Genomic DNA, 24,146 nt, shown 5'->3' with positions numbered 1-24,146 from the left:
AGAGAGGGAGGAAGTACTACTTCCTTATTAACGAGGATGACGCGCCATTGCTTCCCAGCCCTCTTTCAGCTCTTGCAGGATTTTGCGCACTTCGGCAAATCCCTCAACATTGTTGGAAACGCTGATTTCGAACAATTTCTGACCGCAGTAGTCATAAAGACGATGCAGGTTAACCGCCAGCTCGCCCCCCTTATTCATATCAAGCGCACTGTCCAGCCCACCCAGGATCTGCAGACACTTGTTGATGGCCAACCCTTTGCGCTCAAACTGTTTCGCCAAGATATGCCCTTCGGCTCTGGCAATCTCGTCAAGCAAGCCATCCATCAACATCAGCACCAGCTGATATGGATCGGCACTGGCCGCCTTGGCTTCTGTGGCAGCAAATCGATAGGCGTCGTAGCCATCTTCGGATTCAAACATGGGTCACTCGCTATTGCAGGTTCAAAACCAGTTCATCCAGGGAAAAAGCTTAAAGTGCTCCCATGGTCTGCATCATCTGGTTCATGGTGGTGAATTGATTGAGGTAACGCTTGTAAACAGACTCCATCCGTTTATCCAGCGACTCCATTTTATCATCAAGTCGCTTTTGATTGGCTTCCAATGTGCTCTTGCGAGTGGCCATCACACCATTAGTCTTGGAGAAAGGATCGAGCACCTTGCTCATCCGTTTGAGCAAACCGTCATCCCCCATCAGCGCCTTGCCCAGCAGTTCGGGATCCTTCTCGAGCGACTTTTTGAAATCCGAGTCACTAAACGCCAGCTTGCCCGACTTCTCAGTTTTGATGCCAAGCTGAGTCAGGGTCATGCCAGCAGGAAGATTGCGAACCGCGTTGGCCAGCGCACCTTTCAAACCTCGCACCGTGGCATCAGAAGCCAGTACGCCTTTCGCCTTGATATCGGTGGATGTCTCTTTGTTCAACAGATCCAGCAACTCATTGTAACTATCAACAAATTTCTTCAATGAGCCGGTGACGGCTTCATTGTCATAAGCCACTGTCACCTGCATCGGGCCATCGGTTGGCTTTTGCACCTTGGTGAGATCCAGCGTCAGCCCTTCAACTACGTTTTCAATTTTGTTGGTCGGCGATTTGATCTCCAGCGCACCGTCGCCAACCCCCATCTTGATGATGGAGTCCTGACCCGGGGTGATCACCTTGCCATCGATAAAAGCCTTGCCGAACGCAGAAGCCGGGTCGCCATCATAGGTGGGGGTAAACACCTTGGCTACTCCGCTCTCTTTGCTGGTCAGCACCAGGTTAACCTTGCCATCCGTGCGGATCAGGCTTGCCTTGACCCCTGGGTTATCCGCCGAATCATTTATCGCAGAAACCAGACTCTGGGCTGTCGCCCCCGCAGGCAAGGTCGCCAAGTCGATAGCAAACGCCTTGCCATCAAGGGTGAACGACACTTTGCCGGAGGTTGGCAATGGCGCCTTTTCATCTGCCAGTTGCACCCCGAACTGATGGGCCTGTGCCAGTTGCTTGACCTCAAAGTTATATTGCCCCGGGGTCGCCTTGCCATTGCTGGTGACCGTCATGATCCCCTCTTGCGAGAGGCTGGCTTTCTGGGCCTGCAAAGCCGCAGGCTTGTTCAGATCTTTCAGCAGAGTCTGAAAGCTGGAGAGTTTGGAGTTAATGGATGACAGCGAACTCTGCTGCGCCTTGACATAGGCCAGCTGCCCCTTGAGCAGCTTGTCCATGTTCTTGCGCTCATTGGTCACCATATTCATCGCGGCTGAAGCGGGATCGACCTGCATATATCAACTCCTTCGGTATCAAGGCAAGACTTGCTTGTTGAAAAACGCTGTTTCGCCAGCACTTTTCAACAAGCAATGGGAAGAAAAGAGGCCGCCACACAGGTGGCGGCCCTTATAGCGATTAACGCAGCAGCATGGTGACCATGCCGGTCATCTCGTTGGATTTACCCAGCACAGACATACCAGCCTGTGTCAGCATCTGGTTCTTGGTCATGTTGGTGCTTTCAGTGGCGAAGTCAGCATCCATGATGCGACCCTTAGCGATATCGGTATTCTCTTTCATGTTGGAGAGGTTGTTAACGGTATGCTCCAGACGGTTGATATTGGCACCGAGAGAGGAACGTACGCTGGTGATATCCTGCATAAACTCTTCCATCTTGCCCATAGCAAACTGGGCAGAGGTCTGGGTCAGGCCGATCTCCAGTACGTTGGCATCCAGACCATTCCCCGCAGTCATCGCATCTTTGACCAGAGGCTTCAAACCATCATCATAGGCCTTTTGGGCGACAGACATCGCCTCAACGGCATCATCATAGGCTTTCTGTTCTGCGGTAGTTGGCTTTGCAGTAAGTGCTTTATACGTAGCCTCTGCCGTTGCAAACGTGTCTTTTGCCGCTTTCAGCTTCCCTGCACCAGAAGTAGCTACAGCTTCGTCCTGATAGTCCTTAACTGGCTTGAGGTTTGCCTGCGCGGTGGTTTTTCCTGCGGCACTACCCACAACCTTACCCAGCACCTCCTTCACATCCAGCACCAGTGTTTCACTGCTGGTGTTACCGATCTGGAAAGTGACCTCGCCCTTGGCAAACTTGCCATTTTTGCTATCCAACAGGTTTTCACCACCAAAGGTAGTGTTGCTGGCGATATTTTTCAGCTCTTTGGTCAGCTCGCCAAATTCGGCATTCATGGCGGCGATATCTTTCTCGCTGCTGGTGCCGTTGGCAGCCTGGGTGGCCAGATCCTTCATACGCTGAACGATATTGGTCATCTCGTCCATGGCACCTTCAGCAGTCTGCATCATGGAGATGGCATCCTGGGCGTTGCGCATACCCACTTTCTGACCATTTGACTGGGATTGCAGACGGGTGGCGATCTGCAGACCGGCCGCATCGTCAGCGGCGGAGTTGATGCGCAGACCGGTCCCCAGACGCTGCATAGCAGTGCTCGCCATCTTGTTGGTAGAGGTCAGCTGGTTTTGGGTGACCATGTTGGCAAAGTTGGTGTGGATTGACAGACTCATTTTCGTTTCCTCGAAATAGATGCTGCCACAGGCAGCGTTTGGGTTGACCCCAATGAAGAACGACCACGGCGTCGTGAAAATTAAATCTTTTTTTGTTGAACAGCAGTTTCTCTTGGCCCCCCCCATTCGGATACGAAACAGTGGGCCCGCGAGCAGACAGCGTCATCATTGGCACAAGAGGACATCACAGAGATAAAAAAAACCGCACAAGTCAGCTTGTGCGGTTTTTTAACGATGAGACAAGTCAGCGCTATCAAGTGAGTAACGCAACCACCCCTTGACGAGTGACATTGGCCTGCGCCAGCAGACCGGACATGGTGCCCATATAGCCGCCTTGTGAGAGGCGGGCGGCCAGAGAGGATTGCAACTGTGCCAGCTCCTCCTGTTTCAGGTTCTGACTGCGAGCCTTGACCTTGTCCAGTTGCAGCACCATCTTCTGGCGAAACTGTTTCAGCTCCCGTACCGATTGTTCAATCTCGCCAAGTACTTTTTGCAGCCGCTGCCGCTCCTGACGGATCTCCCCTTTGGCAATCCCTTCGGCCATGTGAGTCAGCGCTCCGGCCCTGGGCTTGAACTGCACCGGGATCGGGTTGCCTGCTGGGATACGAATCCCCTCGCCCCGGATCAGTACCGGCTCATCCAGTTTGCGACGATGGGGTTCAGCGACAGAGAGCTCCAGCTTGCCCAGCTCATTCAGCCGAGCCCGGATATGCTCTTTACGCAGCGCCCGATCGAGTATGGTTGCGACCTCCCCCTCTCGTGCTCCGGCGGGGATGGTCACCTCCACCGCACTACTACTTTGGGGGAAAGAGAACACCAGTCGCTCAGTACTATTTTTGGCGCTTAATAAATCCAGATGCTCGGCACTGAAGCGGGGGCGCAGCTCCTGAGGTGAAGCAAGCAGTCTGGGCTTGAGCTCGTCAGTCAAAGGGCCTCTCGGCAGAGTGACTTTCTCTTCCAGCATTTTTAAGCGGTTGGTCACTTCATCGCTGGCCAGCTCGCGTTGACCCAATTGGCGTTCCAGCCGCTTCAGTTCGCCCCAAACCTGATTGAGTGCCTGTTCCCCACCCTGAGCATGGGCAATGCGCTGTTGCGCTGCGCCGATCAGGGCCCATCTATCCATCCGGATAATGTTGGGGTGGCGCTCAGTCTGCTTGCGGTTTTCCGGAGTGTGAGCCTGTGCAGTTGCGCGGCCCTGCAACTTGGGCTTTGCCTGCGCCTCGGCAACGCCCCCAAGACGGGTTTGCTGGATCTGCATCATGACTCCTTCACTCGTTACGGCATGTAGTTGAACAGACTAAGGCCATTAACCTTGGCAAAAGCTTGCTGTTGCACCTGTAATGCCATCAGGACGTGGGCCTGTCGGGTCGCAGCCTCGGCATAATCCAGAGACTCTATCTGGTTGCTCACTTCCTTGCTATAGACACCTTTCTCGGCATGGCTCTCATCAATCTGATCCAGCAGATTGATCCGGGCACCAATCGTGCTCACCGCCTGGCTGATACTATCTTGCAGCGTCTGGCTGCGGCCGAGCATGGCTCGGGCTTGATCGACGGCGTCAGGTGCTGCGGCATTAATTGCCGTCACCATGCTATCGAGTCGCTTGAAAAAATCGTCAGGCTGCAGAAACAGCTGGTCAGCCGTCTGGTTCAAGCCCACAGTGACGCCGTTGGCAATACTGACATCGCGAATTAGACCATCGCCGTTGTACTTATAGCTCCCAAAATCAGCAGCCTTAGGGTCAGTCACCTTGACCAATGCGGTCTGGTCAACCTTGCTACCGGTAAACAGGCTGGAGCCACTCTCGTTACGCGCATTGGCCAGATCCAGCAGACCATCCTTGATAATGGCGACCTCGCTGGCTACCGCTTTACGATCCGCATCCGACAAAGAGCCTGTTGCAGCTGTCTGGGTCAACTCCCGCAACCGCATCAGCATGTTGGTCATGGTTTCAAACTGCAGTTCCCCTTGAGAGAGCTGGCTCTTGGCGTTGGCAATATTTTTCTGGTACTGCGCCATCGCCACCTGCTCTTTCTGCAAGCCCAGCAGTTGCACACTGCCAACAGGATCATCAGAGGGCTGAAGTATGCGTTTTTGCGTGGAGATTTGGCGATCGAGCCGGGCATATTCACCGAAGCCATGCTGCAAGTTGTCTAGCATGCTGAGCTGGATCTGGTTGGTACTGATGCGCATGGTCACCCTCCTCAGAACATATTCAGAATGGAATTGAAGAGTTGTTCCGAGGTGCTGATCACCTTGGCATTGGCCTGATAAGCCTTGGTGTAAGCCATCACTTTCACCCCTTCCTCATCGGTATTCACACCGCTGACACTGCTCAGCTTGGCCGCCATCTGTTTTTCCATATTGGCATCGGCCTGCATGCTCGCTTTCGCCTGCCCGCTCAGCACCGCCATCTTGCCAAGCAGGGCACTATAAGCATCGTATTGGCCATTTTTTATCGTCAGCAGGTCCTGCAGGTTGCGGTTGTCGCCCTTGCCACCACCTGCCTTGGCAAAAGCCAGGTCGTCTCCGGTAAAATCGACAGCGACTCGTAATGTTCCAGCTGGATTTAGCTTGTCATAGGTAAACATTTTTTTGCTGGCTGGCTTACCGGCTTCACCATTCCCATTAAGGTCAACCCCACCACTCTGCTTTGCATTGAATTCATCAGCAAGTTTGCTTGCAATTTGATTCAACGCCTCTCTGGTCGGCCGCAATACTGTGGTGCGATAATCCATCACACCCGCCAGCGAACCACCATGCAATTTAGGAACTTCAAACGTCTGACCACCGAAAGCGAGGCTGAGTTTATCGCCAGCAAGCGCGAGAGTACTGCTGCTTCCTCCCAACACCAGCGGCTGTCCTTGCGGCAGGCTGATCGCGAAAGCGCCGTCACTCTGACGATTAACCCGCACTTCCATATAGGTCGACAACTCACGAACAACCTGTTCGCGACTATCTTCCAGCGCTGAGGTATTGACTCCCTTGGCGGCTTGATCGCCAATCTGGACATTCAATTCGGCCAGTTGTGACAGGTAGCTGTTCACTTGGGAAACAGTGCTGCTCAACTGATCGTCGATCTGTTTTTCCTGGGTGACCAGGCTCTCGTCAAGCTGGGTAAAACGGTTGGCAAGGGCCCCTGCTGAACTGACAATCTGGCTGCGCTGTGCCGGGGTTTCCGGACTGTCGAGCGCAGCACTAAGCGAGGCAAAAAAGCTGTCGAGCCCTTTTGCGATATTCATCGACTCACTGCCCAGCAACTGCTCTGTCGTATTGATGTACTGATGAAAGGCATAAGAAGAACCGGTGGCCGAACGGCTACGCCAGTGTTGAGCAACCAGATAATCATCCGTTACCCTGCGCACCCCTGTCACCTCGACACCGGCACCATTATCCAACCGCCCGAAACCGGACAGACTGCCCATCATGGCTTCCTGACGGCTATACCCGATGGTATTGACGTTCGCGATATTCTGGGCGGTCAGGTTCAATGCAATCTGGGCTGCATTTAGTCCGCTGGCGCCGATATTGAGCAGTGACATCAGTCAACCTTCTTCATTTTTACCGAGTTGAGAGGCTGGCTGAACGCAGCCAGGGTCTGCTGCTCTGAAGCGACCACCCCGTCCGGATTCTTTAATGACGGAGCCAGCTGGTTGACCATCTGCTCCCGCAGACCTATTCCACCTCGCTTGACCATGCTCATCGCCAACTGGCTGTCATACATATCACGATAGAGGGATTGCCCCTTGATGATCTTGTCGTCCTCATCCTGCAGGGCATCCGTCGCCGAGCGCATATGTTTGAGCACGGTTTGCAGAAAACTGACTTCAAACTGACCGGCTGCAGCATCCAGCGCGGCACGCTGATCCGGGTTGCTTTTGATTTGCTGCAATTCATTGAGATCCTGATAAAAACCGGGATCCGAGCTAATTCTGGTCATGATAGTCCTTAGATAACCACCAGCTCACCCTCAAGGGCGCCAGCCTCATTGAGCGCTTGCAAGATGGCCATAACATCATCGGGGGTTGCCCCGAGTGAATTGACAGCCTTGACGATCACTTCCAAGGAAGTGCCATCCGGCCAGACAAACATGTTGTTACGTTCCCGATCGACCTGGATCTTGGAGTTGGGGGTCGTGGTGGTCTGCCCGTTGGAGAAGGCGTTGGGCTGACTGACCGTCTGACTCTCGCCAATGGTCACCGTCAGACTGCCATGACTGACGGCAGCCTTGTGAACCTTGACCCCCTGCCCCATCACCACAGTACCGGTTCGACTGTTGAAGACCACCTTCGGCCTCTCCTGGCCCGGATCCACTTTGATATCTTCCAACAGTGCCATAAACGCGATGCGCTGGCTCTCGTCCCTGGGAGCTGCAACCTGAACCCGCCCGGCACTCACCGCGCGGGCGACCGGCCCCAGCTGATGGTTGATGGCTCGCTCCACATTGCGCGCGGTCTTGAAGTTGGGTTGATGCAGATTGAGGGTCACTTCCGGCTTTTCGGCAAAATTGCTGACCACCTCTCGTTCGATGGTGGCACCGTTGGGAATAATCCCGGCTGTCGGCACGTTAATCGTGACCGATGAACCTGATTGCCCTTCCGCTTTCACACCTGCGACAACCAGATTGCCCTGCGCTACGGCATAGACTTCACCGTCGATACCACGCAGGGGGGTCAGCAACAGAGAACCGCCACGCAGACTCTTGGCATCACCAATGGAAGTCACGGTCACGTCGAGCAACTGCCCCTTGCCAGCCAAGGCGGGTAGCGTGGCCTGGACCGAAACGGCTGCCACGTTCTTGAGCTTGGGATCGATATCGTCCGGTAACTGCACGCCAAACTGTTTGAGCATGTTGGCCATGGATTGGCCGGTAAATTTGACCTGGCTTTTGTCGCCGGTCCCGGAGAGACCGACCACCAGACCATAACCCACCAGCTGGTTGGTTCTCAGCCCCTGCACATCGGCAATATCCAGCAAGGCTCGTTTGGCCGGTGCGGCAGCCTGACTAACCCAAGGCAAGCAGAGACACAGCAGGGCGATAAACCATCTGTTCATGTGATTCCTCAAAATGGCGCAAACGCCGAGCTAAAGAAGCGGCCCAGCCACCCCATCTGGTTACTGTCGGCGAGGGCACCACGACCGGCATAGGTGATGCGGGCATCGGCAATGCGCTGGGACGAGATACGGTTGCTCTGGTCAATATCTTCAACCCGAACCATGCCACCCAAGCGGATATACTCATCCCCCTGATTGAGGCGGATCCACTTTTCACCGCGGATCCCCAGCACTCCGTTGGGCATCACTTCTGCCACGGTCACAGTAATGGAACCTGCCAGGGTATTTTGCTGACTGGAGGTCGCTCCGCCATCAAAATCCCGATCCGCACTGAGGGCGGCCCCCCAGTCGGGGCGCAGTTTACCGCCAATAGAGGGGGCCGGCACATTCATGCTGCTGTTTTTGCTCATGCTGGTATTGGCTTTCTTGCTCGACTGGGTACGCTCTTCCAGCACCACGGTGAGAATGTCACCAACACGGTAAGCACGCCGATCCTGAAACAGGGTCATCATGTAGTTGCCCCGATAGAGGCCACCATCTTCGCCCTGCGCAGTCGCGGTCACCTTGGGACGGGATGGCGCCCATTTCTCGTCACCCGGCTCGGGCGCCTGCAGCTCATAGGTGGCACAGCCGCCCAACAGCAATACCAACCAGATATAACGCAGCATCGACTTCATCATTACAGAGCCTGAGTGACAAACTTGAGCATCTGGTCGGCGGAAGAGACCACCTTGGCATTCATCTCGTAAGCCCGCTGGGTCGTGATCATGTCAACCATCTCCTCGACCACGTTCACGTTGGAACTCTCCAGCGTGAATTGCTTGACGGCCCCCATCGCCTCTTCACCCGGTACACCTTCAATAGGCTCACCGGACGCGCCGGTTGCACGGTAGAGGTTGCCACCGAGCGCTTCCAGACCGGCCGGGTTGGCGAAATTGGTCAGGGTGATACGGCCCAGCTCGACGTTCTCTTGCTGACCGGGCAACGAGGCGCTGACAGTGCCGTCGGTACCAATGGAGATCTTGGTTACGTTATCAGGGATCTGGATCTGCGGCACCATGGGCAAACCATCCGCGTTAACCAGCTGCCCCTCGGCATTGCGATGCCATTGACCATTACGGGTATAGGCCGTCTCGCCATCCGGGCGCTCGACGCCGAAGAAACCGGCACCGACCACCGCCATATCCAGCTCCTGATTGGTATTCTGGAATTGGCCGGAGGTGAAGACCTTCTGGGTACCCACTACCCGCACACCATTACCCATCTGAATACCGATAGGCGCCAGATTCTGCTGATCCTGCTGAGCACCCGGCTGGCGCTGCACCTGATAGAAAAGATCTTCAAATGCCACCCGATCTCGCTTGAAGCCAACCGTGTTCACGTTAGCCAGGTTGTTGGAGATACTGGACATCTTGGCATCTTGTGCCGACAGACCTGTTTTACTGACCCATAATGCTGCGTGCATTGTTATTCCACCTTGTTCATCAAGCCTCATCCACTGGGATGTGGCAAGGCATCGGATATCTGCCCGATGCCGTCAAAATCAACCCTGACCGGAAATCAATTTGGCCCCTTGACGAGCCTGATCATCCGCCGTTTTCATCAACTTGACCTGCAGTTCGAAATTGCGGGTCAATGACATGCTGCTGACCAGCTCATCCACTGCATTGACGTTGGCCCCTTCCAAAAAGCCGGATGCCATCACCACCTGCTCGCTGCTTTCGGCATCCCCCCCCTGGCGCATCCGGAACAGACCATCGTGGCCTTTTACCAGCTCAGCCGGATCAGGATTGACCAGCTTCAAGCGGCCTACATCAAGCCGGGCGCCACCACCCGGAGGAGTGATGCTCAGGGTGCCATCCTTGCCGAAACTGATGTCACGATAAGCGGGCAGCACCAGCTCGCCCCCCTCCCCCAGCACCGGCCGACCATTGAGGGTCAACAGCCCGTCGGCATCGGCCTCCAGATTACCAGCGCGGGTATAGGCCTCTTTGCCATCAGGCGTCTGCACCGCCAGAAAACCCTCGCCACGAATCGCCACATCCAGCTTGCGACCCGTCTGCATCAGGGGGCCAGCTTTGAAGTTGGTCCCGGCCATCTCTTCTCTGGCCATCACCCGGCTCTGATAACCATCGCCCGTCAGGGCATAAGCAGAAACCCGCTCAAAGTCAGCCCGAAAACCGGCGGTATTGACGTTAGCCAAGTTATTGGCCCGGATTTGCTGGGCCATCAGGGTATGCTGCGCCCCGGACATGGCGGTGTAGATAAGCTTTTCCACGGGTTACCCTTAGAAGGAGTTGAACAGAACCTGGGTCATCTTGTCAGCGGAACTGATGGTCTTGGCGTTGGCCTGATAGTTACGCTGGGAAGTCATCAGGCTTACCAGTTCACCGGTCAGATCCACGTTGGAGCTCTCATAGGCCCCGGCGGTCAGCTTGCCCATGGTGCCGGTTCCCGGCGCCCCCAGTACCGGCTGGCCGGAACTGAACGACTGTTGCCAGGTGGTGTTGTTGGTCTGCAGCAGACCATTGGGATTGGTGAAGTTCGCCATCACGACCTGCCCCTGCAACAGGCTCTGACCGTTGGTAAAGGTGGCATAGACACCACCATCGGCATCAACCCGCACACCGGTCAGGTCACCTGCGGTATAACCATTGGACTGGTTGCGGGTAGCGTTGAAGTCAGAGGCATACTGGCTCACCTTGCTGATATCCACTGCCAGCGTGATATCTACAGCCCCTGGCGCATTAAGGGTCAACTTGGGCATTTTGTCAGCCGCAGGCGCATTCAATGTGCCGTTTTTGGTGAATTCCAGATCCGTTTTTGCAGCCAGATCACTACCATCGAGGGTGTAATGTACTGTCCACTTGTTCTCATCGGTCTTGACAAAATACTGGGTCAGGCTGTGCTCACTGCCGAGGGAGTCGTACACCTTGCTGGTCTGGGAGTAGTTATAGGTTTCCGAATTATCTTTGTTGAACACCTGGGTAATCTTGCTGGCATCCGCTTTTAGGTTCGCCACAAACTCCAGCTTGTCTGATGCCTTGGCTGGCAGGCTGCCCGCCTTGACCTGAATATCCCCGACCACACCCGATTGCAGCTTGCCCGCGTCATCAGTGGTATAACCTTGCAGACGTGTGCCACTCGCCGTGGTCAGATAGTTACCGCTATCACGCTGGAACATACCTGCACGAGTATAAGAAGTCTGACCGCTACCATCTTTCAGCACAAAAAAACCACTGCCAGAAATGGCCAGATCCAGCCCACGCCCGGTGCGCATCACATCGCCATTGCGATCAAAGTTCTGGGAGACGTTGTTCATCTCGACACCACCAGCCTGACCACCACCATAGATGGCAGCAAACTCGGCACGGCTGGATTTGAAGCCTGCGGTACTGGCGTTAGCAACGTTGTTACTGATAACGCTCAATTCCTGGTTTACGGCACGCAGGCCGCTCAATCCGATACTGAAAGACACAGTGTCGCTCCTTTCTGATTACGCTGATTTGCCGAACTGGATTGCACTGAACAGCGGGACATCGCCCACACCGGCAACCTGCAGCATGATTTCTCCCGTACCGGGCAAGGCAACACGTTCAACCTTGCTCGCTACATAATTTTTGGTCGCCACCAAGGTCTTGCCCACCGAGGCCTTGACCTCAAAGCGGTACTCTCCGGCAGGAAGGGGGGGCAGTTCATAATCCAGCCCGCCCGCTTTGCTCTCACCCCAACTCTTGCTGGCCACCAGCACGCCGTGCTGGTCATACACTTTGAGATCCACTTGCTCCGCCGCACTTTGCAGCTCGATTTGACCGCGGATCTTGTGCTCTTGCTGTTGTTTAAGGGTTTTGCTCGGCACCATGACCTCTTTGTCGACCAAAGCGGTACTCTGCAACACCTGCTGGGTATCCATCTTGGTGTTGCTCTGTAACTGAAGCTTCTTCAGTCCCTCGACACCCTCTACCATGCTGAACTGGGCCAGCTGGGCAACATACTGGGCACCATCAAGCGGGTTGGTGGGATCCTGGTTCTGGATCTGCGCCACCATCATCTGCAGGAATTCGTTACGTAGCTGCATCCCGCTATTCTGGTTGGCTTGCGTTTCCTGAGCAGCACCGGCGCCATTGCTGGCGATCTTGGGGTCAGCAACAGCCTGACCCGTACCACGCGCCGTATCCAGACTGCTTATCTGTGGCAGACTCATGGCTTAAGCTCCCTGACCAAGACGCAGCAAACCTTGCTGCATACTGTTGATCCGGTTGATCACCTCTACCGAGGTTTCAAAACCGCGAGAGGCGCTCATCATGTCGGCCATCTCTTCCACCACGTTGACGTTGGAGTAGTAAACAAAGCCATCCTGATCGGCCATCGGGTTGGTCGGCTCCAGCCGTTTCTCGACCTGACGGTCGGACTGTACGATACCCGCCACTTGCACCGACGCAGCTCCGAGGCCATCGGCATCCTGAATCTTCTGATAGAGAGTGGAAAAAACCGGCTTGATGGCACGAAACGCGGCGTCTTCACTGGCGGCCGCGCTATCCACGTTGGCCAGGTTGGAGGCAACGGTATCCAGCCGCACGGTCTGGGCGCGCATGGCACTGCCGGCAATGTCATAAATCTTGTTGAACGACATGGTTAACGGCCCTCGATCGCCTTGGCGATCCCGGTAATCTTCATATTGAGGAAAGTGAGACTGGTCTGAAAATCGGTGGCGTTGTTGGCAAATTTGCCCTGCTCAACCCCCAATTCGGCGGTATTGCCATCCATGGAGACCTGATAAGGAATGCGATAGAGGGGGTGACGCATATCGTCACGCATGGCGCCCTGGCTGATGGCCTGACTCTCCTCGCCCGCAGCAACTTGCTGCGCGACACGGCCCAGAATCGTCTTATAATCGACATCCCGAGCCAGATAGCCCGGTGTATCCACGTTGGCCAGATTTCCCGCCAGAATACGCGCCCGCTCCGCCCTGACATCGAGGGCATAAGGGTGTACGCCGAGGGCGCTGTCAAATGAGATACTCATGCTTCATCCTTTATCGTTCACTCAGACCGGGGTTACCCTTATCAAGACTCATGCCAACCATGAAGATACCTAGTTTCAAGCGGTTACCATCCACCATCCACTGCAAGCAGATGAGAAATGAGGAAGTGCGACTTCCCGTGTGGAAATGGAGCGGCATCCTCTGGCTACTGCTGAGCGCATTGGCTCATGGTGCCCCGCACGCGCAAAGCGCCATGCTTGAACAGTTGCTTGAACAAGATGCCCGCCAGAGTCTTGATGACTACATCACCCAGCAGGGATGGCCTGCAACCTCAGGGGAGTTTCGGGTCTGGCTTGCCCCTTCCGCCGAGCACCTTCCTCCCTGCCCCTCACACTCACTCTCGTTACAAGCAGGCGGTCAGTATCGGCAACCCTGGGGACGACGCCCCTATCTCATCGAATGCACAGATCCCGTCTGGCAGGTGCGCGGGCGGGTAGATGTCTCGCTACTGTTGCCGGTCTGGGTTGCTGCACGGGATATCGCAAAAGGTCAGGCCATCAGTGCCAGCGATCTGGTGGAGAAAGAGCTGGATGTCAGCCGTATACAACGCGGGTTTATCCCGAGCAATCACTCCCTGCTAGGCCATAAAAGCAACCGGCATCTAAGAAGCGGACAGCTCATCGGTGAGCTCGATTTACAAAAAAGTTGGGCGGTCAAACAGGGGGAAGGGGTACTGATCCGCGCAGGGAAAGGTGAGTTCTCCGCCACAACCAGAGGGGAGGCCCTCGATAATGGCGGAATAGGCGACGGGATCAGAGTGAAAAATCTTAGCTCTGGCAAAGAGATACAGGCATGGGTGACTGATATAGGGGAAGTTGAAACCCGTTTTTGAACCAAGATCGCAATTTGATTCAAGTTCGACAAGCCTTGGGTCGCTTGTCATAAACAGACCATCAGGAATTTATGTTATGAAAATTACCCGTACTGACTCGCTCTATATTCAAAATCAGCCTGGCCGCAAACCGGATGTAACGACCAAGCCGGAAACCAGGTCCGCACAGTCATCCGAAGCACGGATCAGCAGCACAGCGCAGTCAGTAGCCAACGCCCGCAGCCAGCTGGCCACCACATCCGACGTCGACATGGACAAGGTCAACGAGATCCGCAAAGCCATCAGTGAAGGCAAGCTGGAGATCGATCTGGATGCGTTGGGTCAGGCCATTCTGGATATGCATCGCCGATGAGCGTGGATACCAAGGCCACCGTCAAGGCATTGATCCTCGGGATCCAGCAGGATTACGGCCACTATACCGAACTCACCGCCCTGTTGCTGCGCCAGCATGCACTGCTGGCAAGCCATGATGTCGATGGTCTGCAAGCCCATAACGAACAGCAGACAACGCTGATGGCCAAGGTGACACAACAGGCAAAATTGCGTTGCCAACAGCTGCAGACATTGGGCCTCAAACCCGATGAGAAGGGGATGGCCACCCTGATAGCCAAGCTGCCACTTCCCCTGCGCACCAAGGTAGCCAATCAATGGCAACAGCTTGAACAGCTGCTGCACCAGTGTCTGCGCCAGAATGATCTCAATGGCCGCCTGCTGGCAGGCCAGATGGAGACGATTCATTCACTGTTGGGACAAGAGTCAGGTTATCGCGACCCGGACAGCATTACGGATTAACCTTGGTCTTACTCTTTGCGGGTCAGGTGACGCAAACTCGCCAGCTCATCCAGCTGCAGTTGATCCCGCCTCTCCTGCTGCTGGCGAGCAACATCATCACGTCGTGCCAGCAATAGCTCCAGCCCCTTGACCCGCCCGAACTGCCGGACAAGTTCCCCTTCGTGGCGCTCCAGATCCAGTCTGGCCAGCGCAGATTGCTGCACCTGATGGGAGAGCAAACGGCGCAACTGGCCATCCATCTGTTGCTTGTTTTGCCATAGCAAAGGGTGAAACTTGTCGGAACCGGGCCGCAGCGAGGAGATCACTTCCTGCAATTTGTGTGCTCGCTGCTCTTCCCGCAACGCCAGCTCCCGCAAGCGTCGACGCTCGGCGCCAAGATTTTCCAGCTCTTCCTGTTGCAACCCCAGATAAGACTTCAGCATAACGAATCCTTATCCCTGCCCCAGCACCTGCTTGAGACCAACCATCACCTGCTCAAAGGCCATCTCTTCATGCAAGCCTTGCTGCAGAAATGCCGCAATCCCCGGATAACGCTGAACAGCTTCATCCATCTGCGGATCGGCCCCAGGTTGATAACCCCCCAGTGGCAGCAGTTCACGCACCTGCTGATAGCGTCCCCACAGCTGGCGCAAGGTGACCGCCAGCTTTTGCCATTCGGCAGGCACGACTTGTGGCATAACCCGACTGACCGAGGCACCGATATCGATGGCGGGATAGTGGCCCTCTTCTGCAAGACGGCGGGTCAGCACGATATGACCATCGAGAATGGCGCGCGCCGCATCGACCACCGGATCCTGTTGGTCATCCCCTTCCGCCAGCACTGTGTAGAACGCACTCAAACTGCCATCCGGATGCGTGCCGTTACCGGCTCGCTCCACCAGCTGGGTCAGCATGCTGAATACCGAGGGTGGATACCCCCTGGTGGCAGGAGGTTCACCGATGGCCAGCGCGATTTCCCGCTGCGCCTGGGCATAGCGGGTCAGTGAATCCATCAGCAGCAGCACATCCTGCCCCTGCTCACGGAAATACTCGGCAATCCGGTGGCATAGCTGGGCCGCTCGCAGCCGCATCAGGGGAGATTGATCCGCTGGCGCCGCAATGACCACAGCGCGAGCCAGACCTTCCGCCCCCAGACTGTGTTCGATGAATTCGCGCACTTCACGGCCCCGCTCACCAATCAGTCCCACCACCACAATCTGGGCTGCGGTATTGCGGGTCATCATGCCCAGCAACATACTCTTGCCTACCCCCGAGCCGGCGAACAACCCCAAGCGCTGGCCTTTGCCAACAGTCAGCAGGCCATTGATGGCGCGGATACCGACATCCAGCGGTTCACGTACCGGGGTTCGCAATAGTGGATTGGGGGGAAGAGCAAACAGGGGGACACTGTCACCAACATCGGGTAACGGCTGCCCGTCGAGGGGCTGCAGCAGTCCATCGAGTACCCGCCCCAGCAGATGACGACCAAGCCGAACAGTTTCTTCTCCATCGATCGGTTCGACCTGAGCCCCCGCGAAGAGGCCACTCATCGGCTGCAGTGGCATCAGGTAAGAGATATCCCGGTTAAAACCGACCACCTCGGCCAGCAAGGGGGCGCCACTTGCCGTGCTGACACGACAACGCTGCCCCATCACAAGTTGGCAGCCGACGACTTCCAGAGTCAAACCGGTCACTCGCACCAACCGGCCAAAGCGACGAAATGCGGGTAGCTCATCCAGATTGTCCAGCGCACTGGTCAGTGCCTGCTGCAAGGCTTCATGCATCTTGCGGCACGTCCAGCGAGCTGTTGAGCTGTTCGATGCAAGTTGCCAGGCGGGAGCTGGTGCTTACCTCAACGACGGCAGCACGCGTTTCGATACGGGCATCGCCTACCCCAAGTGCTGCATCAACTTGCAATGGCCACCCTTCGCAGCGAGTCACCCCCTGCTCGGCGAGTCGCTGTCGGTCTCCCTCATTGAGGTAGATCACCAGCTCTTCCGACTCACTCGGCAAGGTAGCCAGCGCCTGCTCGACCTGATTCATCACCTGCTGCGGATTGAGGGTGAACTCCGCCATGATGACTCGTTTAGCAACCTGCGCTACCAGCTGGGCAATCAGCTCTTTCTGCTCGGCCATCCGGGCCCGGCTCAGTGACTCCCACTGCTCTTGCAGCTTGGCAAATGGCACCATTGCCTGTTCGAAGGCAGCGCGACCCTCCGAAAGGCCCTGAGCAAACCCGCGAGTTTGCCCTTGTTGCAAACCGGTGCTCTCGCCTTCCTGCAGGCCGCTGGTCAGCCCTTGCTGATAGCCGGCCTGATAGCCTTCGTCATGACCTTGCTCCAGCCCCTGCTGATAGCCGAATTCAAACTGTTCTTGCTGGCTCCGGGCCTCTTCCCCACTCTGACCGAGCGCAGGGAAACGATACAGTCTGGTCGCTCCAGGCATCAATTTGCGCACATTGTGACTCATGAATGCCTCCTGTTAACTGACGGTGGGCTCTTCGAACAGCTGGAACTCGATCTCGCCCTGCTCCACCAACTCGCGGACCAGTTGCATGACCTCTTCCCTTGCCTGCTCGACCTTGCGCAAAGAGACACTGCCCTGGTTCTGGATCTGATCGTCCAGCGCCTGAGCCATCCGCTTCGGCATGGCACCCAACACCACTTTGCGGAAGCTGGTTTCGGTGTTCTTGAGAGCCAATGCCAGCAATTCGCTGGGCAGCTCCTGTACCAAACGTTGCAAGGTGTCGTCGCTCTGACGGCGCAACGCCATGAAATCGAACATGTTCTTCTCGATCTCCAGCGCCATGTCACCGTCGTGTTCGCGCAACAGGGAGAGCATCTGCTCCTTGTCCCCCTGATAACGGTTGAGAATATCGGCTACCTGCCGTACCCCGTTTACCTTGGCACCGGATTGATCTGCCACGTAGGTGAGACAGCGATCCAGTGTCAGCCTGAGCTCACCCAGCACATGTTCACTGACACTGGTGAGACTGGCGACGCGCACCAGCAAATCGTCATGCACCGAGCCGGGTAAGGCATCGAGCACGGCTGATGCGGTCTGGGGCGGCAGGAATGCCAGCAGCACAGCCTGCATCTGGGGATGTTCGTTACGGAAGAAACGGGCAAGCACATCGGCAGGCACCCACTGCAGGCGCTGGATATCCTGACTCATCACATCGCCGTACAGACTGTCGAGCAAACTACGGGAGAGTCGTTGTCCCAGAGCAAGGTCGAGCGTCTGTTCCAGATACTCCCGTGAGGCACTGCCAATTCCGCTCTGCTCACGGTAGTGATTGAAGAACTGCTGCAACGTCCACTTGGCTTCCATCGAGCTGACGCCAGAGAGAGAGGCCATCTTGGAAATCAAACGCTGCACCTCGTCACGGGAGAGCTTTTGCATTACCTTGGCAGCAGACTCGGTCCCCATGCTCAGCAACAAGATGGCGGCCTTCTCGAGGTTGTCGATATCGATATCAACGGCACTCTGATTCAAGTTAACGCTGTTCATTGCCACTCACCCATGCTCTGACAACCTCCGCCACCCGGGCGGTATCTTTTTCAACCAGCAACTGCAAATGCTTGAGCTGAACCTCCAGCTCGGATCCCGGTTCCGGCAACGACTCCATATCGAGTGACGAGAACTGGGGCTCCATCTTGTTGTCAGTACGGATCAGACTATTTGAAAGAGCAGACGCCAGCTGGGGATCATCGTCATCCCTGCGCATGGACAATCCGACTGTGGGCTCCGGCTCTTCTTCAGTCTCACCCATTTCCATATCCGGCTGCTGCTGGGTACGAACCAGATGTTTCACCAACGGACGAATACCGAAGAAGACCAGTGTCAGGCCAAGTAAACCACCGACCAGATAACGCAAGGAGTCTTGCCAATAAGGGGTTTCCCACCAGCTGGATTCGGGAGCGGCTACTGGTACCGCACCATTGAAATCGAAGGCCTGCAGACTAATCTGATCGCCACGCGTCTCATCGAAACCGACAGCACGCTCTACCATCTGACGGATCTGTTCCAGTTGCTCGGCACTCCAGCCACCTTTCGGAGCAATCTGCTGGTTAAGCAGAATGGATACGTTAATTCGTTCCAGACGTCCCTGCTGGTAACGGGTGTGCACTATGGTGCGACTGTTTTCGTACTGCTTGCTGACTTCCTGACGCTCGGTACGAGTGTCGTTCTGTTGTGTAGCTGTATTGGCATTTGCATTGCCTTTGTCAGCACCAGCCTTTTCATCTTTTGCCGCGGTTTCTGGCGGGCGGTTTGATAACGCCCCCGGGATCCCCATCGCCAGCGCATCGATGGTCTTGTCTGACTTGTTGGACTCGCGGGTCACTACCCCTTGCGGATCAAGCTGCTGCTGGGTCTCTTCGACAGCGTTGAAGTTAACGTCTGCCGCAATCTGCACCTTGAAATTGGTGCTGCCCAGCATGGGATAGAGCATGTCATTGGCACGCTGACGAATGTATTGTTCCAGCTTGCGGACATACTCCATCTGTTGAACGCTCTGCTTGCCAAAACCGACCTTGTCCCCCAGCTCTGCGCTGAGCAACTGGCCGGATTGATCAACCACGGTCACGGCACCTGGTTTCATTCCGGAGATACTGCCCGCCACCAGGTTGGCAATCGCCTCGACCTGACCCGCTTCGATGGATTGGCCCGGTTGCATATCGAGCATTACCGATGCGCTGGGTTTCTCCTCATCACGTCCCACGAATAGCGTGCGCTTCGGAATAGCAAGATGAACACGGGCACTGCGCACGGCATCGAGGGCAATGATGGTACGGGCCAGCTCCCCTTCCAGGGCATGACGATAACGCGCCCCTTCCATAAATTCGCTGGTACCCAGTCCGGTTACGTTGTCCAGCCCTTCCAGACCAGACGGCATGGCTGCACGCACCCCTCGTGCTGCAAGTGCCATCCGGACATGAGCCAGCTGGTTTTCAGGAACCAGTACCTGACCGGTGCTCTTTTCCAGACGGAAAGGCACCTGCTCTTTCTCCAGCATCTCCATGATGTTGGCGGTATCGTATAGCTCCTGTTTGCCATACAGGGGCACATAGTTTTTGCTGGAGGTCCACAGGATAACGACTATGGTGCCTGCCACAATGGCAGCCAGCAGAGCAATGGTCAGGATCGATTTGTTGTCACGGGAGAGGGTACGCCAGTTGCGTAATCCCTCTTGTAACCTGATTTTGAGCGAATCAGGGGCTGCCCCCTGAGGAGACGTTACCAGTTCAGTCATCTGTTACCTCAGAGCGGCATGCGCATAATGTCGTCAAAACCGGTCATCAGCTTGTTGCGAACCTGCATCAAGGCTGAAAAACTCAAGCCGGCTTTTTGACTCGCCACCATGGCGCCCACCAGATCGTCGCTCTGCCCGGCATCTACGGATGCCATTAATTTTGACGCGACATTCTGCTGTTCATTGACGCGCCCGACCACATCCCGCATGGCATCGGTAAATGATGCTCCCGACAGATCATTGGATTCGATAGAAGGGGTCTGGCTTGCGACACGCTGCATCTCCTGCATCTGCTGCAGTAGTGTCACCTGTGATGACATCATCTGAATCTTCACTCTTTATCCCTCTGCTTGAATCTGCTGTTCAATATCAATGCCTTGCTCACGCATCGCCGCAAGCTTGTAGCGCAGTGCCCGGGTTGTCATGCCCAATGCATCTGCTGTGCGGGTACGATGGCCACGAAAGCGGCGCAAGGTCTCTAATACAAATTGGAACTCGGCATGCCGCCGGGTTTCACTTAACCCCTCGGGAGCATGCCACGTGTCTGCTGCGACTGTTTCTTCGGGAAGAATACAATTTGGCAACATCAAATCGACGGACTGTATATGCAAACCACGCGCCATGATTAATGACCGTTGAATGACATTATCCAGCTCTCGTACATTTCCTGGCCATTCATATGACAGCAACAACTGACAGGCACGTTCACTCAGGCGATAGCCCTGTTGGGATGCATAACGCTCAATAAAGTAGTTGGCCAGCGGAATAATATCCTCAGGACGTTCACGCAATGCGGGCCAATTCATTGGCAATACATCAAGACGATAGAAAAGGTCTTCACGAAATAGCCCACATGCAACCAGTTTGCGCAGATCTTTATTGCTGGCGGCAATGATTCGAACATCAAGAGCAATCGTTTGATTACTGCCAAGTCGCTCAACTTCTTTTTCTTGCAGCACCCGTAATAATTTAGCCTGCAGGTTCAAAGGAAGCTCTGATATTTCATCCAGCAACAGGGTCCCCCCCTGAGCCAACTCAAATTTGCCGGGCTGGGCAGAAACAGCACCGGTAAATGCACCTTTATTGTGGCCAAAAAGAATTGACTCAAGCATTGCCTCAGGAATTGCTGCACAATTAATCGCCAGAAATGGTTTTTCCGCTCTGACAGACATTTCGTGAATATAACGGGCCAACCGTTCTTTACCTGTTCCTGACTCACCACCGATCAGAATGGTGGCAGAGGTTTTGGCTGCTCGTCGGGCCAGTTGCAAGACCTGCAGGCTCATGGGCGACACAGCGATAAGATTGGGGATCGCCTGACGAAGGCGTAGAGCACCACGGACAGCATCGAGCAATTGCTGGGGGCAGAAGGGTTTGACAATATAGTCAACAGCCCCGGCACACATAGCTTCCGCAGCAATGGTGGCCTGGTGCTCATTGACCATGATGACACAATCAAGTCCTTCGAATTCACGCAGAATACGCGGCCCAAGCTCGGTCATAGCATCCATATCGAGCAGGATCAAATTGACATTACCATCAGCAATAATGCCCTTTGATTGTTTAACAGAATTAACGCTTGATACCCTGATGCCTTCCTTGGATAGGATTTTTTCAACCTCATTTTCGGCAACTATTAGCGGCTGAATCAATAATATATGTGGCCCAGCCAAGCTATCGCCACACAACCCGATTGCTGTATTTATTGGTAATCCCGAAGACATAGACGTCTGACACCTGTGATTGTGGATAGAACAATCAATAGAGCTGAATTATCAGACACAAAGGAGAAATACAAATTCGCACTTAAAAAAGTGAAATTTGTACCTAGATGGTAACAGAATTGTATCCAAACTCACCTTGGTAACCCCGCTGTCATTAGCTTTCCTGCTGTTAGACCGGAGGCTTTGCGTCCTGACTTTTCAGTTCAGTTTGCCCTTACAATGTGATAACACGCCCCGCCTGATGGGCTAAGCGTGTGGCAACACAATTAATATTGTTTTTGTTATTTAACTTTCACACATTGCTGCGTCAATTTTCGCCACATCATATAGTATTCATACGGCAATTCAAGCTGGGGCGGAAAAAACACTTCCCTTCAGGATATTTATCCAACAGTAATTAACCAAGTGTACCAATTACCTCCACCCGTAGCTCTTCAGGTATCTCATTGTAGGAAAGCACTTTGAGTCCCTTTGAAAATGATCGGGCATAACGGGCTATTAATGGTCTCAGTTGCGGCATAACAACCAACACAGGGGCATGTCCCAACTGCTGCAACTGCTCCTTCACCAACGGCATATTTTGCTGCAATTGGGCCAGCAGTTGTGGATCAACCGGGAAGCTGTCCAGCTGGATTTTGCCCTGCTGTTGTGACTGATTCATTGCGGCCAGCAATGTCTGCTCAAGGCGATCATCCAGCGTAAACGTAGCCAGCACATCGCGATTGCCAATGGCCTGCCGAACAATCTGGCGCTTCAAGGCACAGCGCACATCGGATGCCAGCAAGACAGGGTCTTTGGTCAGCTCGCTCGCATCCAGCAGCGTCGTGGCAACGGTTCGTATATCGGTAAGACTGACCTGCTCCTTTAGCAATTGACGAAACACTCTCAATTGCTGCATCTGGGTCAGTGCCAGATTCAGCTCTTCAGCCAACCGGGGGGACTGACTGGCGAGATATTGGCCCAGTTTGCCAACTTCATCGTGACCAAACAGCGCATCAAGCTGTTCACGCAACAGCTTGCTGGCGTGAGTGGCAATCACAGTGGCCGAATCTACCACCGAGTAACCAAGATTAAGGGCCTTGGCCTTTTGCTCCGGGGAAATCCAGACCGCACTCATGCCGTAGGCCGGGTCCTGGGTCAACTCGCCATCTAAAGCGCCATAGGTCTCACCACTGCTGATAGCCATCAAGCGCTGACAATCCACATTCCCCATCGCCAACGCGACACCGGACAACTTGATCCGGTACTGATCCGGCTGCAACTGCAGATTGTCGCGCACCCGAATCTCGGGGAGCAGAAAACCATATTGTTCGGATAGGGTTTTGCGTATCCCGCGCACTCGGGCAAGCAGTTCAGCCCCTTTATCCGTTTCAGCCAAAGGCACCAGACGATAACCAAGCTCGATGGCGACCGTATCGACTGGTGGCAAATCCTGCCACTCCAGTGCCTGCTGTTCAGGCTGAATCATTTGACGAGTCAACTCTTGCGCTGCATCCAGATCCGGCACATTGACGGCTCGTTTGCTGACACTCCAGCCAGTCCAGGCCAGTACAGCTGCGAAACTGAGGAATGCGAGCATCGGCATCCCGGGCACCAGACCCAGGATCAGCATGATGGTTGCAGAGGTATAGATAACGCGAGGCGATGCCAGGATCTGCTGACCTACCTGATCAGCCATCTCCCCCTCATCACTGACCCGGGTCACGATAATAGCCGCAGCAGTCGACATCAGCAGGGACGGGATCTGGGCAACCAGACCATCACCAATGGTCAGCAGTGCATAGCGCTGGAAGGCCTCCGCGACGGGCAAGGCATGCTGGAAGATACCGATGGCCAACCCACCCACCAGGTTGATGATCAGCACCAACATGCCAGCTATCGCGTCACCACGAACGAACTTGGAAGCACCATCCATTGCACCATAGAAGTCAGCTTCTCGTGCGATCTCCTCACGGCGAGCCCTGGCCTGATGCTGATCCATGGTGCCGGCATTCAAGTCGGCATCGATGGCCATCTGCTTTCCGGGCATAGCATCCAGAGTGAAGCGGGCGGATACTTCCGAAATCCGCTCACCACCCTTGGTGATCACCACAAAGTTGATGATCATCAGGATCACGAAGACCACCAGACCGACGACATAGTTGCCACCGATCACGACTTCACCGAATGCCTGGATGACCTTACCGGCTGCTTCATGCCCTTCGTGACCGTGCAGCAACACCACCCGGGTAGAGGCCACGTTCAGCGACAGTCGCATCAAGGTGGCCACCAGCAACACGGTTGGGAATACCGAGAAATCGAGTGGTCTGCGGGCCGAGACGGATACCAGCAACACCAGAACCGCCAACACGATGTTGAAGGTAAAGAGCGCATCCAGCAGCCAACCGGGCAGAGGCAGGATCATCATGGCCAGAATGGCCAATAACATTAGCGGAATTGCGGTATAGGATTGGGTGAATACACGCCAGTTCAC

At 55.1% G+C, this 24,146-nt stretch carries 26 protein-coding genes and 1 riboswitch; of the genes, 3 read left to right on the top strand and 23 right to left on the bottom strand.

Annotated elements, in window-relative coordinates; genetic code table 11:
• Positions 1-27 precede the first annotated feature (27 nt).
• The 15 genes from lafC to lfgB all read right to left on the bottom strand — a co-directional run bounded on the left by lafC (position 28) and on the right by lfgB (position 13,073).
• Positions 28-420: a lateral flagellar export chaperone LafC gene (gene lafC / locus AACT07_RS07580; protein ID WP_005336195.1), complete on the bottom strand. Its 393-nt coding sequence runs from the start codon at positions 418-420 to the stop codon at positions 28-30.
• A gap of 49 nt (positions 421-469) precedes the next feature.
• Complete coding sequence (lafB, locus tag AACT07_RS07575; protein ID WP_069527066.1) at positions 470-1,756, bottom strand: lateral flagellar capping protein LafB; 1,287 nt, start codon at positions 1,754-1,756, stop codon at positions 470-472.
• 121 nt (positions 1,757-1,877) lie between these two features.
• Positions 1,878-2,993: a flagellin N-terminal helical domain-containing protein gene (locus tag AACT07_RS07570; RefSeq protein ID WP_083249927.1), complete on the bottom strand. Its 1,116-nt coding sequence runs from the start codon at positions 2,991-2,993 to the stop codon at positions 1,878-1,880.
• 253 nt (positions 2,994-3,246) lie between these two features.
• Positions 3,247-4,254: a hypothetical protein gene (locus AACT07_RS07565; protein WP_253182232.1), complete on the bottom strand. Its 1,008-nt coding sequence runs from the start codon at positions 4,252-4,254 to the stop codon at positions 3,247-3,249.
• Positions 4,255-4,268: 14 nt separating this feature from the next.
• A complete protein-coding gene (gene lfgL / locus AACT07_RS07560; protein ID WP_069527064.1) occupies positions 4,269-5,186 on the bottom strand; it encodes a lateral flagellar hook-associated protein LfgL in 918 nt (305 codons plus the stop codon).
• Between the two features lie 11 nt (positions 5,187-5,197).
• Complete coding sequence (lfgK, locus tag AACT07_RS07555) at positions 5,198-6,535, bottom strand: lateral flagellar hook-associated protein LfgK (protein WP_069527063.1); 1,338 nt, start codon at positions 6,533-6,535, stop codon at positions 5,198-5,200.
• Positions 6,535-6,933 carry a rod-binding protein gene (locus AACT07_RS07550; RefSeq protein WP_019444809.1) on the bottom strand — a complete coding sequence of 133 codons (399 nt, stop codon included), beginning with the start codon at positions 6,931-6,933 and terminating at the stop codon, positions 6,535-6,537. Before AACT07_RS07550 ends, lfgK begins: the two co-directional genes overlap by 1 nt.
• Positions 6,934-6,941: 8 nt before the next feature.
• On the bottom strand, positions 6,942-8,048 hold the full coding sequence (gene fgIL / locus AACT07_RS07545) for a lateral flagellar basal body P-ring FlgIL (RefSeq protein ID WP_069527062.1): 1,107 nt from the start codon (positions 8,046-8,048) through the stop codon (positions 6,942-6,944).
• Between the two features lie 8 nt (positions 8,049-8,056).
• Positions 8,057-8,728, bottom strand: a complete 672-nt coding sequence (gene flgH / locus AACT07_RS07540; protein WP_040068881.1) for a flagellar basal body L-ring protein FlgH — start codon at positions 8,726-8,728, stop codon at positions 8,057-8,059.
• Positions 8,728-9,513 carry a lateral flagellar basal-body rod protein LfgG gene (lfgG, locus tag AACT07_RS07535; RefSeq protein ID WP_069527061.1) on the bottom strand — a complete coding sequence of 262 codons (786 nt, stop codon included), beginning with the start codon at positions 9,511-9,513 and terminating at the stop codon, positions 8,728-8,730. The genes flgH and lfgG overlap by 1 nt, the downstream gene beginning before the upstream one ends.
• Positions 9,514-9,591: 78 nt before the next feature.
• Positions 9,592-10,326: a lateral flagellar basal-body rod protein LfgF gene (lfgF, locus tag AACT07_RS07530; RefSeq protein WP_058057538.1), complete on the bottom strand. Its 735-nt coding sequence runs from the start codon at positions 10,324-10,326 to the stop codon at positions 9,592-9,594.
• A gap of 9 nt (positions 10,327-10,335) precedes the next feature.
• A complete protein-coding gene (gene flgEL, locus AACT07_RS07525; RefSeq protein ID WP_069527060.1) occupies positions 10,336-11,526 on the bottom strand; it encodes a lateral flagellar hook protein FlgEL in 1,191 nt (396 codons plus the stop codon).
• Positions 11,527-11,544: 18 nt separating this feature from the next.
• Positions 11,545-12,252: a flagellar hook assembly protein FlgD gene (locus AACT07_RS07520; RefSeq protein ID WP_069527059.1), complete on the bottom strand. Its 708-nt coding sequence runs from the start codon at positions 12,250-12,252 to the stop codon at positions 11,545-11,547.
• A 3-nt stretch (positions 12,253-12,255) separates the two neighbouring features.
• Entirely contained in the window at positions 12,256-12,681 is a 426-nt protein-coding gene (gene flgCL / locus AACT07_RS07515) for a lateral flagellar basal body rod protein FlgCL (protein ID WP_019444815.1), read from the bottom strand.
• 2 nt (positions 12,682-12,683) lie between these two features.
• Positions 12,684-13,073 (bottom strand): lateral flagellar basal body rod protein LfgB, encoded by a 390-nt coding sequence (gene lfgB, locus AACT07_RS07510; protein WP_019444816.1) that lies wholly within the window; start codon positions 13,071-13,073, stop codon positions 12,684-12,686.
• 50 nt (positions 13,074-13,123) lie between these two features.
• Here lfgB and flgA point away from each other — a divergent pair, with 50 nt between their 5' ends.
• From flgA to AACT07_RS07495, 3 genes are all read left to right on the top strand, one after another.
• Positions 13,124-13,924, top strand: a complete 801-nt coding sequence (gene flgA / locus AACT07_RS07505; RefSeq protein ID WP_290439027.1) for a flagellar basal body P-ring formation chaperone FlgA — start codon at positions 13,124-13,126, stop codon at positions 13,922-13,924.
• 76 nt (positions 13,925-14,000) lie between these two features.
• Positions 14,001-14,276, top strand: a complete 276-nt coding sequence (gene flgM, locus AACT07_RS07500) for a flagellar biosynthesis anti-sigma factor FlgM (RefSeq protein WP_005336222.1) — start codon at positions 14,001-14,003, stop codon at positions 14,274-14,276.
• A complete protein-coding gene (locus AACT07_RS07495; RefSeq protein ID WP_069527057.1) occupies positions 14,273-14,716 on the top strand; it encodes a flagellar protein FlgN in 444 nt (147 codons plus the stop codon). The genes flgM and AACT07_RS07495 overlap by 4 nt, the downstream gene beginning before the upstream one ends.
• A gap of 8 nt (positions 14,717-14,724) precedes the next feature.
• Here the strand turns inward: AACT07_RS07495 and lfiJ are convergent, their stop codons facing one another.
• The 8 genes from lfiJ to lfhA all read right to left on the bottom strand — a co-directional run bounded on the left by lfiJ (position 14,725) and on the right by lfhA (position 24,146).
• Complete coding sequence (lfiJ, locus tag AACT07_RS07490; protein ID WP_005336226.1) at positions 14,725-15,138, bottom strand: lateral flagellar protein LfiJ; 414 nt, start codon at positions 15,136-15,138, stop codon at positions 14,725-14,727.
• 9 nt (positions 15,139-15,147) lie between these two features.
• On the bottom strand, positions 15,148-16,479 hold the full coding sequence (lfiI, locus tag AACT07_RS07485) for a lateral flagellar FliI-like assembly ATPase LfiI (RefSeq protein ID WP_005336228.1): 1,332 nt from the start codon (positions 16,477-16,479) through the stop codon (positions 15,148-15,150).
• On the bottom strand, positions 16,472-17,164 hold the full coding sequence (gene lfiH, locus AACT07_RS07480; RefSeq protein WP_005336232.1) for a lateral flagellar assembly protein FliH: 693 nt from the start codon (positions 17,162-17,164) through the stop codon (positions 16,472-16,474). Before lfiH ends, lfiI begins: the two co-directional genes overlap by 8 nt.
• A 12-nt stretch (positions 17,165-17,176) precedes the next feature.
• Entirely contained in the window at positions 17,177-18,205 is a 1,029-nt protein-coding gene (gene fliGL / locus AACT07_RS07475) for a lateral flagellar motor switch protein FliGL (protein WP_069527056.1), read from the bottom strand.
• Positions 18,192-19,940 (bottom strand): lateral flagellar M-ring protein FliFL, encoded by a 1,749-nt coding sequence (fliFL, locus tag AACT07_RS07470; RefSeq protein WP_171902760.1) that lies wholly within the window; start codon positions 19,938-19,940, stop codon positions 18,192-18,194. Before fliFL ends, fliGL begins: the two co-directional genes overlap by 14 nt.
• A 17-nt stretch (positions 19,941-19,957) precedes the next feature.
• Positions 19,958-20,284, bottom strand: a complete 327-nt coding sequence (gene lfiE, locus AACT07_RS07465; RefSeq protein WP_005336241.1) for a lateral flagellar hook-basal body complex protein LfiE — start codon at positions 20,282-20,284, stop codon at positions 19,958-19,960.
• Positions 20,285-20,287: 3 nt separating this feature from the next.
• Positions 20,288-21,673 carry a lateral flagellar response regulator transcription factor LafK gene (lafK, locus tag AACT07_RS07460; protein WP_052200061.1) on the bottom strand — a complete coding sequence of 462 codons (1,386 nt, stop codon included), beginning with the start codon at positions 21,671-21,673 and terminating at the stop codon, positions 20,288-20,290.
• A 135-nt stretch (positions 21,674-21,808) separates the two neighbouring features.
• Positions 21,809-21,896, bottom strand: a riboswitch (cyclic di-GMP riboswitch).
• Between the two features lie 174 nt (positions 21,897-22,070).
• A complete protein-coding gene (gene lfhA / locus AACT07_RS07455; RefSeq protein WP_021231850.1) occupies positions 22,071-24,146 on the bottom strand; it encodes a lateral flagellar biosynthesis protein LfhA in 2,076 nt (691 codons plus the stop codon).

Origin of the sequence: Aeromonas sp. ANP5 (genome assembly GCF_963870295.1) — a bacterium.
Classification (GTDB): Bacteria; Pseudomonadota; Gammaproteobacteria; order Enterobacterales; family Aeromonadaceae; genus Aeromonas; species Aeromonas veronii.
This window is presented reverse-complemented; position numbering and strand designations above follow the sequence as displayed.

Bases quoted from the DNA above. Each gene is read 5' to 3' on its own strand.
- lafC (WP_005336195.1), bottom strand. From the start codon at position 420: ATGTTTGAATCCGAAGATGGCTACGACGCCTATCGATTTGCTGCCACA.
- lafB (WP_069527066.1), bottom strand. From the start codon at position 1,756: ATGCAGGTCGATCCCGCTTCAGCCGCGATGAATATGGTGACCAATGAG.
- AACT07_RS07570 (WP_083249927.1), bottom strand. From the start codon at position 2,993: ATGAGTCTGTCAATCCACACCAACTTTGCCAACATGGTCACCCAAAAC.
- AACT07_RS07565 (WP_253182232.1), bottom strand. From the start codon at position 4,254: ATGATGCAGATCCAGCAAACCCGTCTTGGGGGCGTTGCCGAGGCGCAG.
- lfgL (WP_069527064.1), bottom strand. From the start codon at position 5,186: ATGCGCATCAGTACCAACCAGATCCAGCTCAGCATGCTAGACAACTTG.
- lfgK (WP_069527063.1), bottom strand. From the start codon at position 6,535: ATGTCACTGCTCAATATCGGCGCCAGCGGACTAAATGCAGCCCAGATT.
- AACT07_RS07550 (WP_019444809.1), bottom strand. From the start codon at position 6,933: ATGACCAGAATTAGCTCGGATCCCGGTTTTTATCAGGATCTCAATGAA.
- fgIL (WP_069527062.1), bottom strand. From the start codon at position 8,048: ATGAACAGATGGTTTATCGCCCTGCTGTGTCTCTGCTTGCCTTGGGTT.
- flgH (WP_040068881.1), bottom strand. From the start codon at position 8,728: ATGATGAAGTCGATGCTGCGTTATATCTGGTTGGTATTGCTGTTGGGC.
- lfgG (WP_069527061.1), bottom strand. From the start codon at position 9,513: ATGCACGCAGCATTATGGGTCAGTAAAACAGGTCTGTCGGCACAAGAT.
- AACT07_RS07520 (WP_069527059.1), bottom strand. From the start codon at position 12,252: ATGAGTCTGCCACAGATAAGCAGTCTGGATACGGCGCGTGGTACGGGT.
- flgCL (WP_019444815.1), bottom strand. From the start codon at position 12,681: ATGTCGTTCAACAAGATTTATGACATTGCCGGCAGTGCCATGCGCGCC.
- lfgB (WP_019444816.1), bottom strand. From the start codon at position 13,073: ATGAGTATCTCATTTGACAGCGCCCTCGGCGTACACCCTTATGCCCTC.
- flgA (WP_290439027.1), top strand. From the start codon at position 13,124: ATGCCAACCATGAAGATACCTAGTTTCAAGCGGTTACCATCCACCATC.
- flgM (WP_005336222.1), top strand. From the start codon at position 14,001: ATGAAAATTACCCGTACTGACTCGCTCTATATTCAAAATCAGCCTGGC.
- AACT07_RS07495 (WP_069527057.1), top strand. From the start codon at position 14,273: ATGAGCGTGGATACCAAGGCCACCGTCAAGGCATTGATCCTCGGGATC.
- lfiJ (WP_005336226.1), bottom strand. From the start codon at position 15,138: ATGCTGAAGTCTTATCTGGGGTTGCAACAGGAAGAGCTGGAAAATCTT.
- lfiI (WP_005336228.1), bottom strand. From the start codon at position 16,479: ATGCATGAAGCCTTGCAGCAGGCACTGACCAGTGCGCTGGACAATCTG.
- lfiH (WP_005336232.1), bottom strand. From the start codon at position 17,164: ATGAGTCACAATGTGCGCAAATTGATGCCTGGAGCGACCAGACTGTAT.
- fliGL (WP_069527056.1), bottom strand. From the start codon at position 18,205: ATGAACAGCGTTAACTTGAATCAGAGTGCCGTTGATATCGATATCGAC.
- lafK (WP_052200061.1), bottom strand. From the start codon at position 21,673: ATGTCTTCGGGATTACCAATAAATACAGCAATCGGGTTGTGTGGCGAT.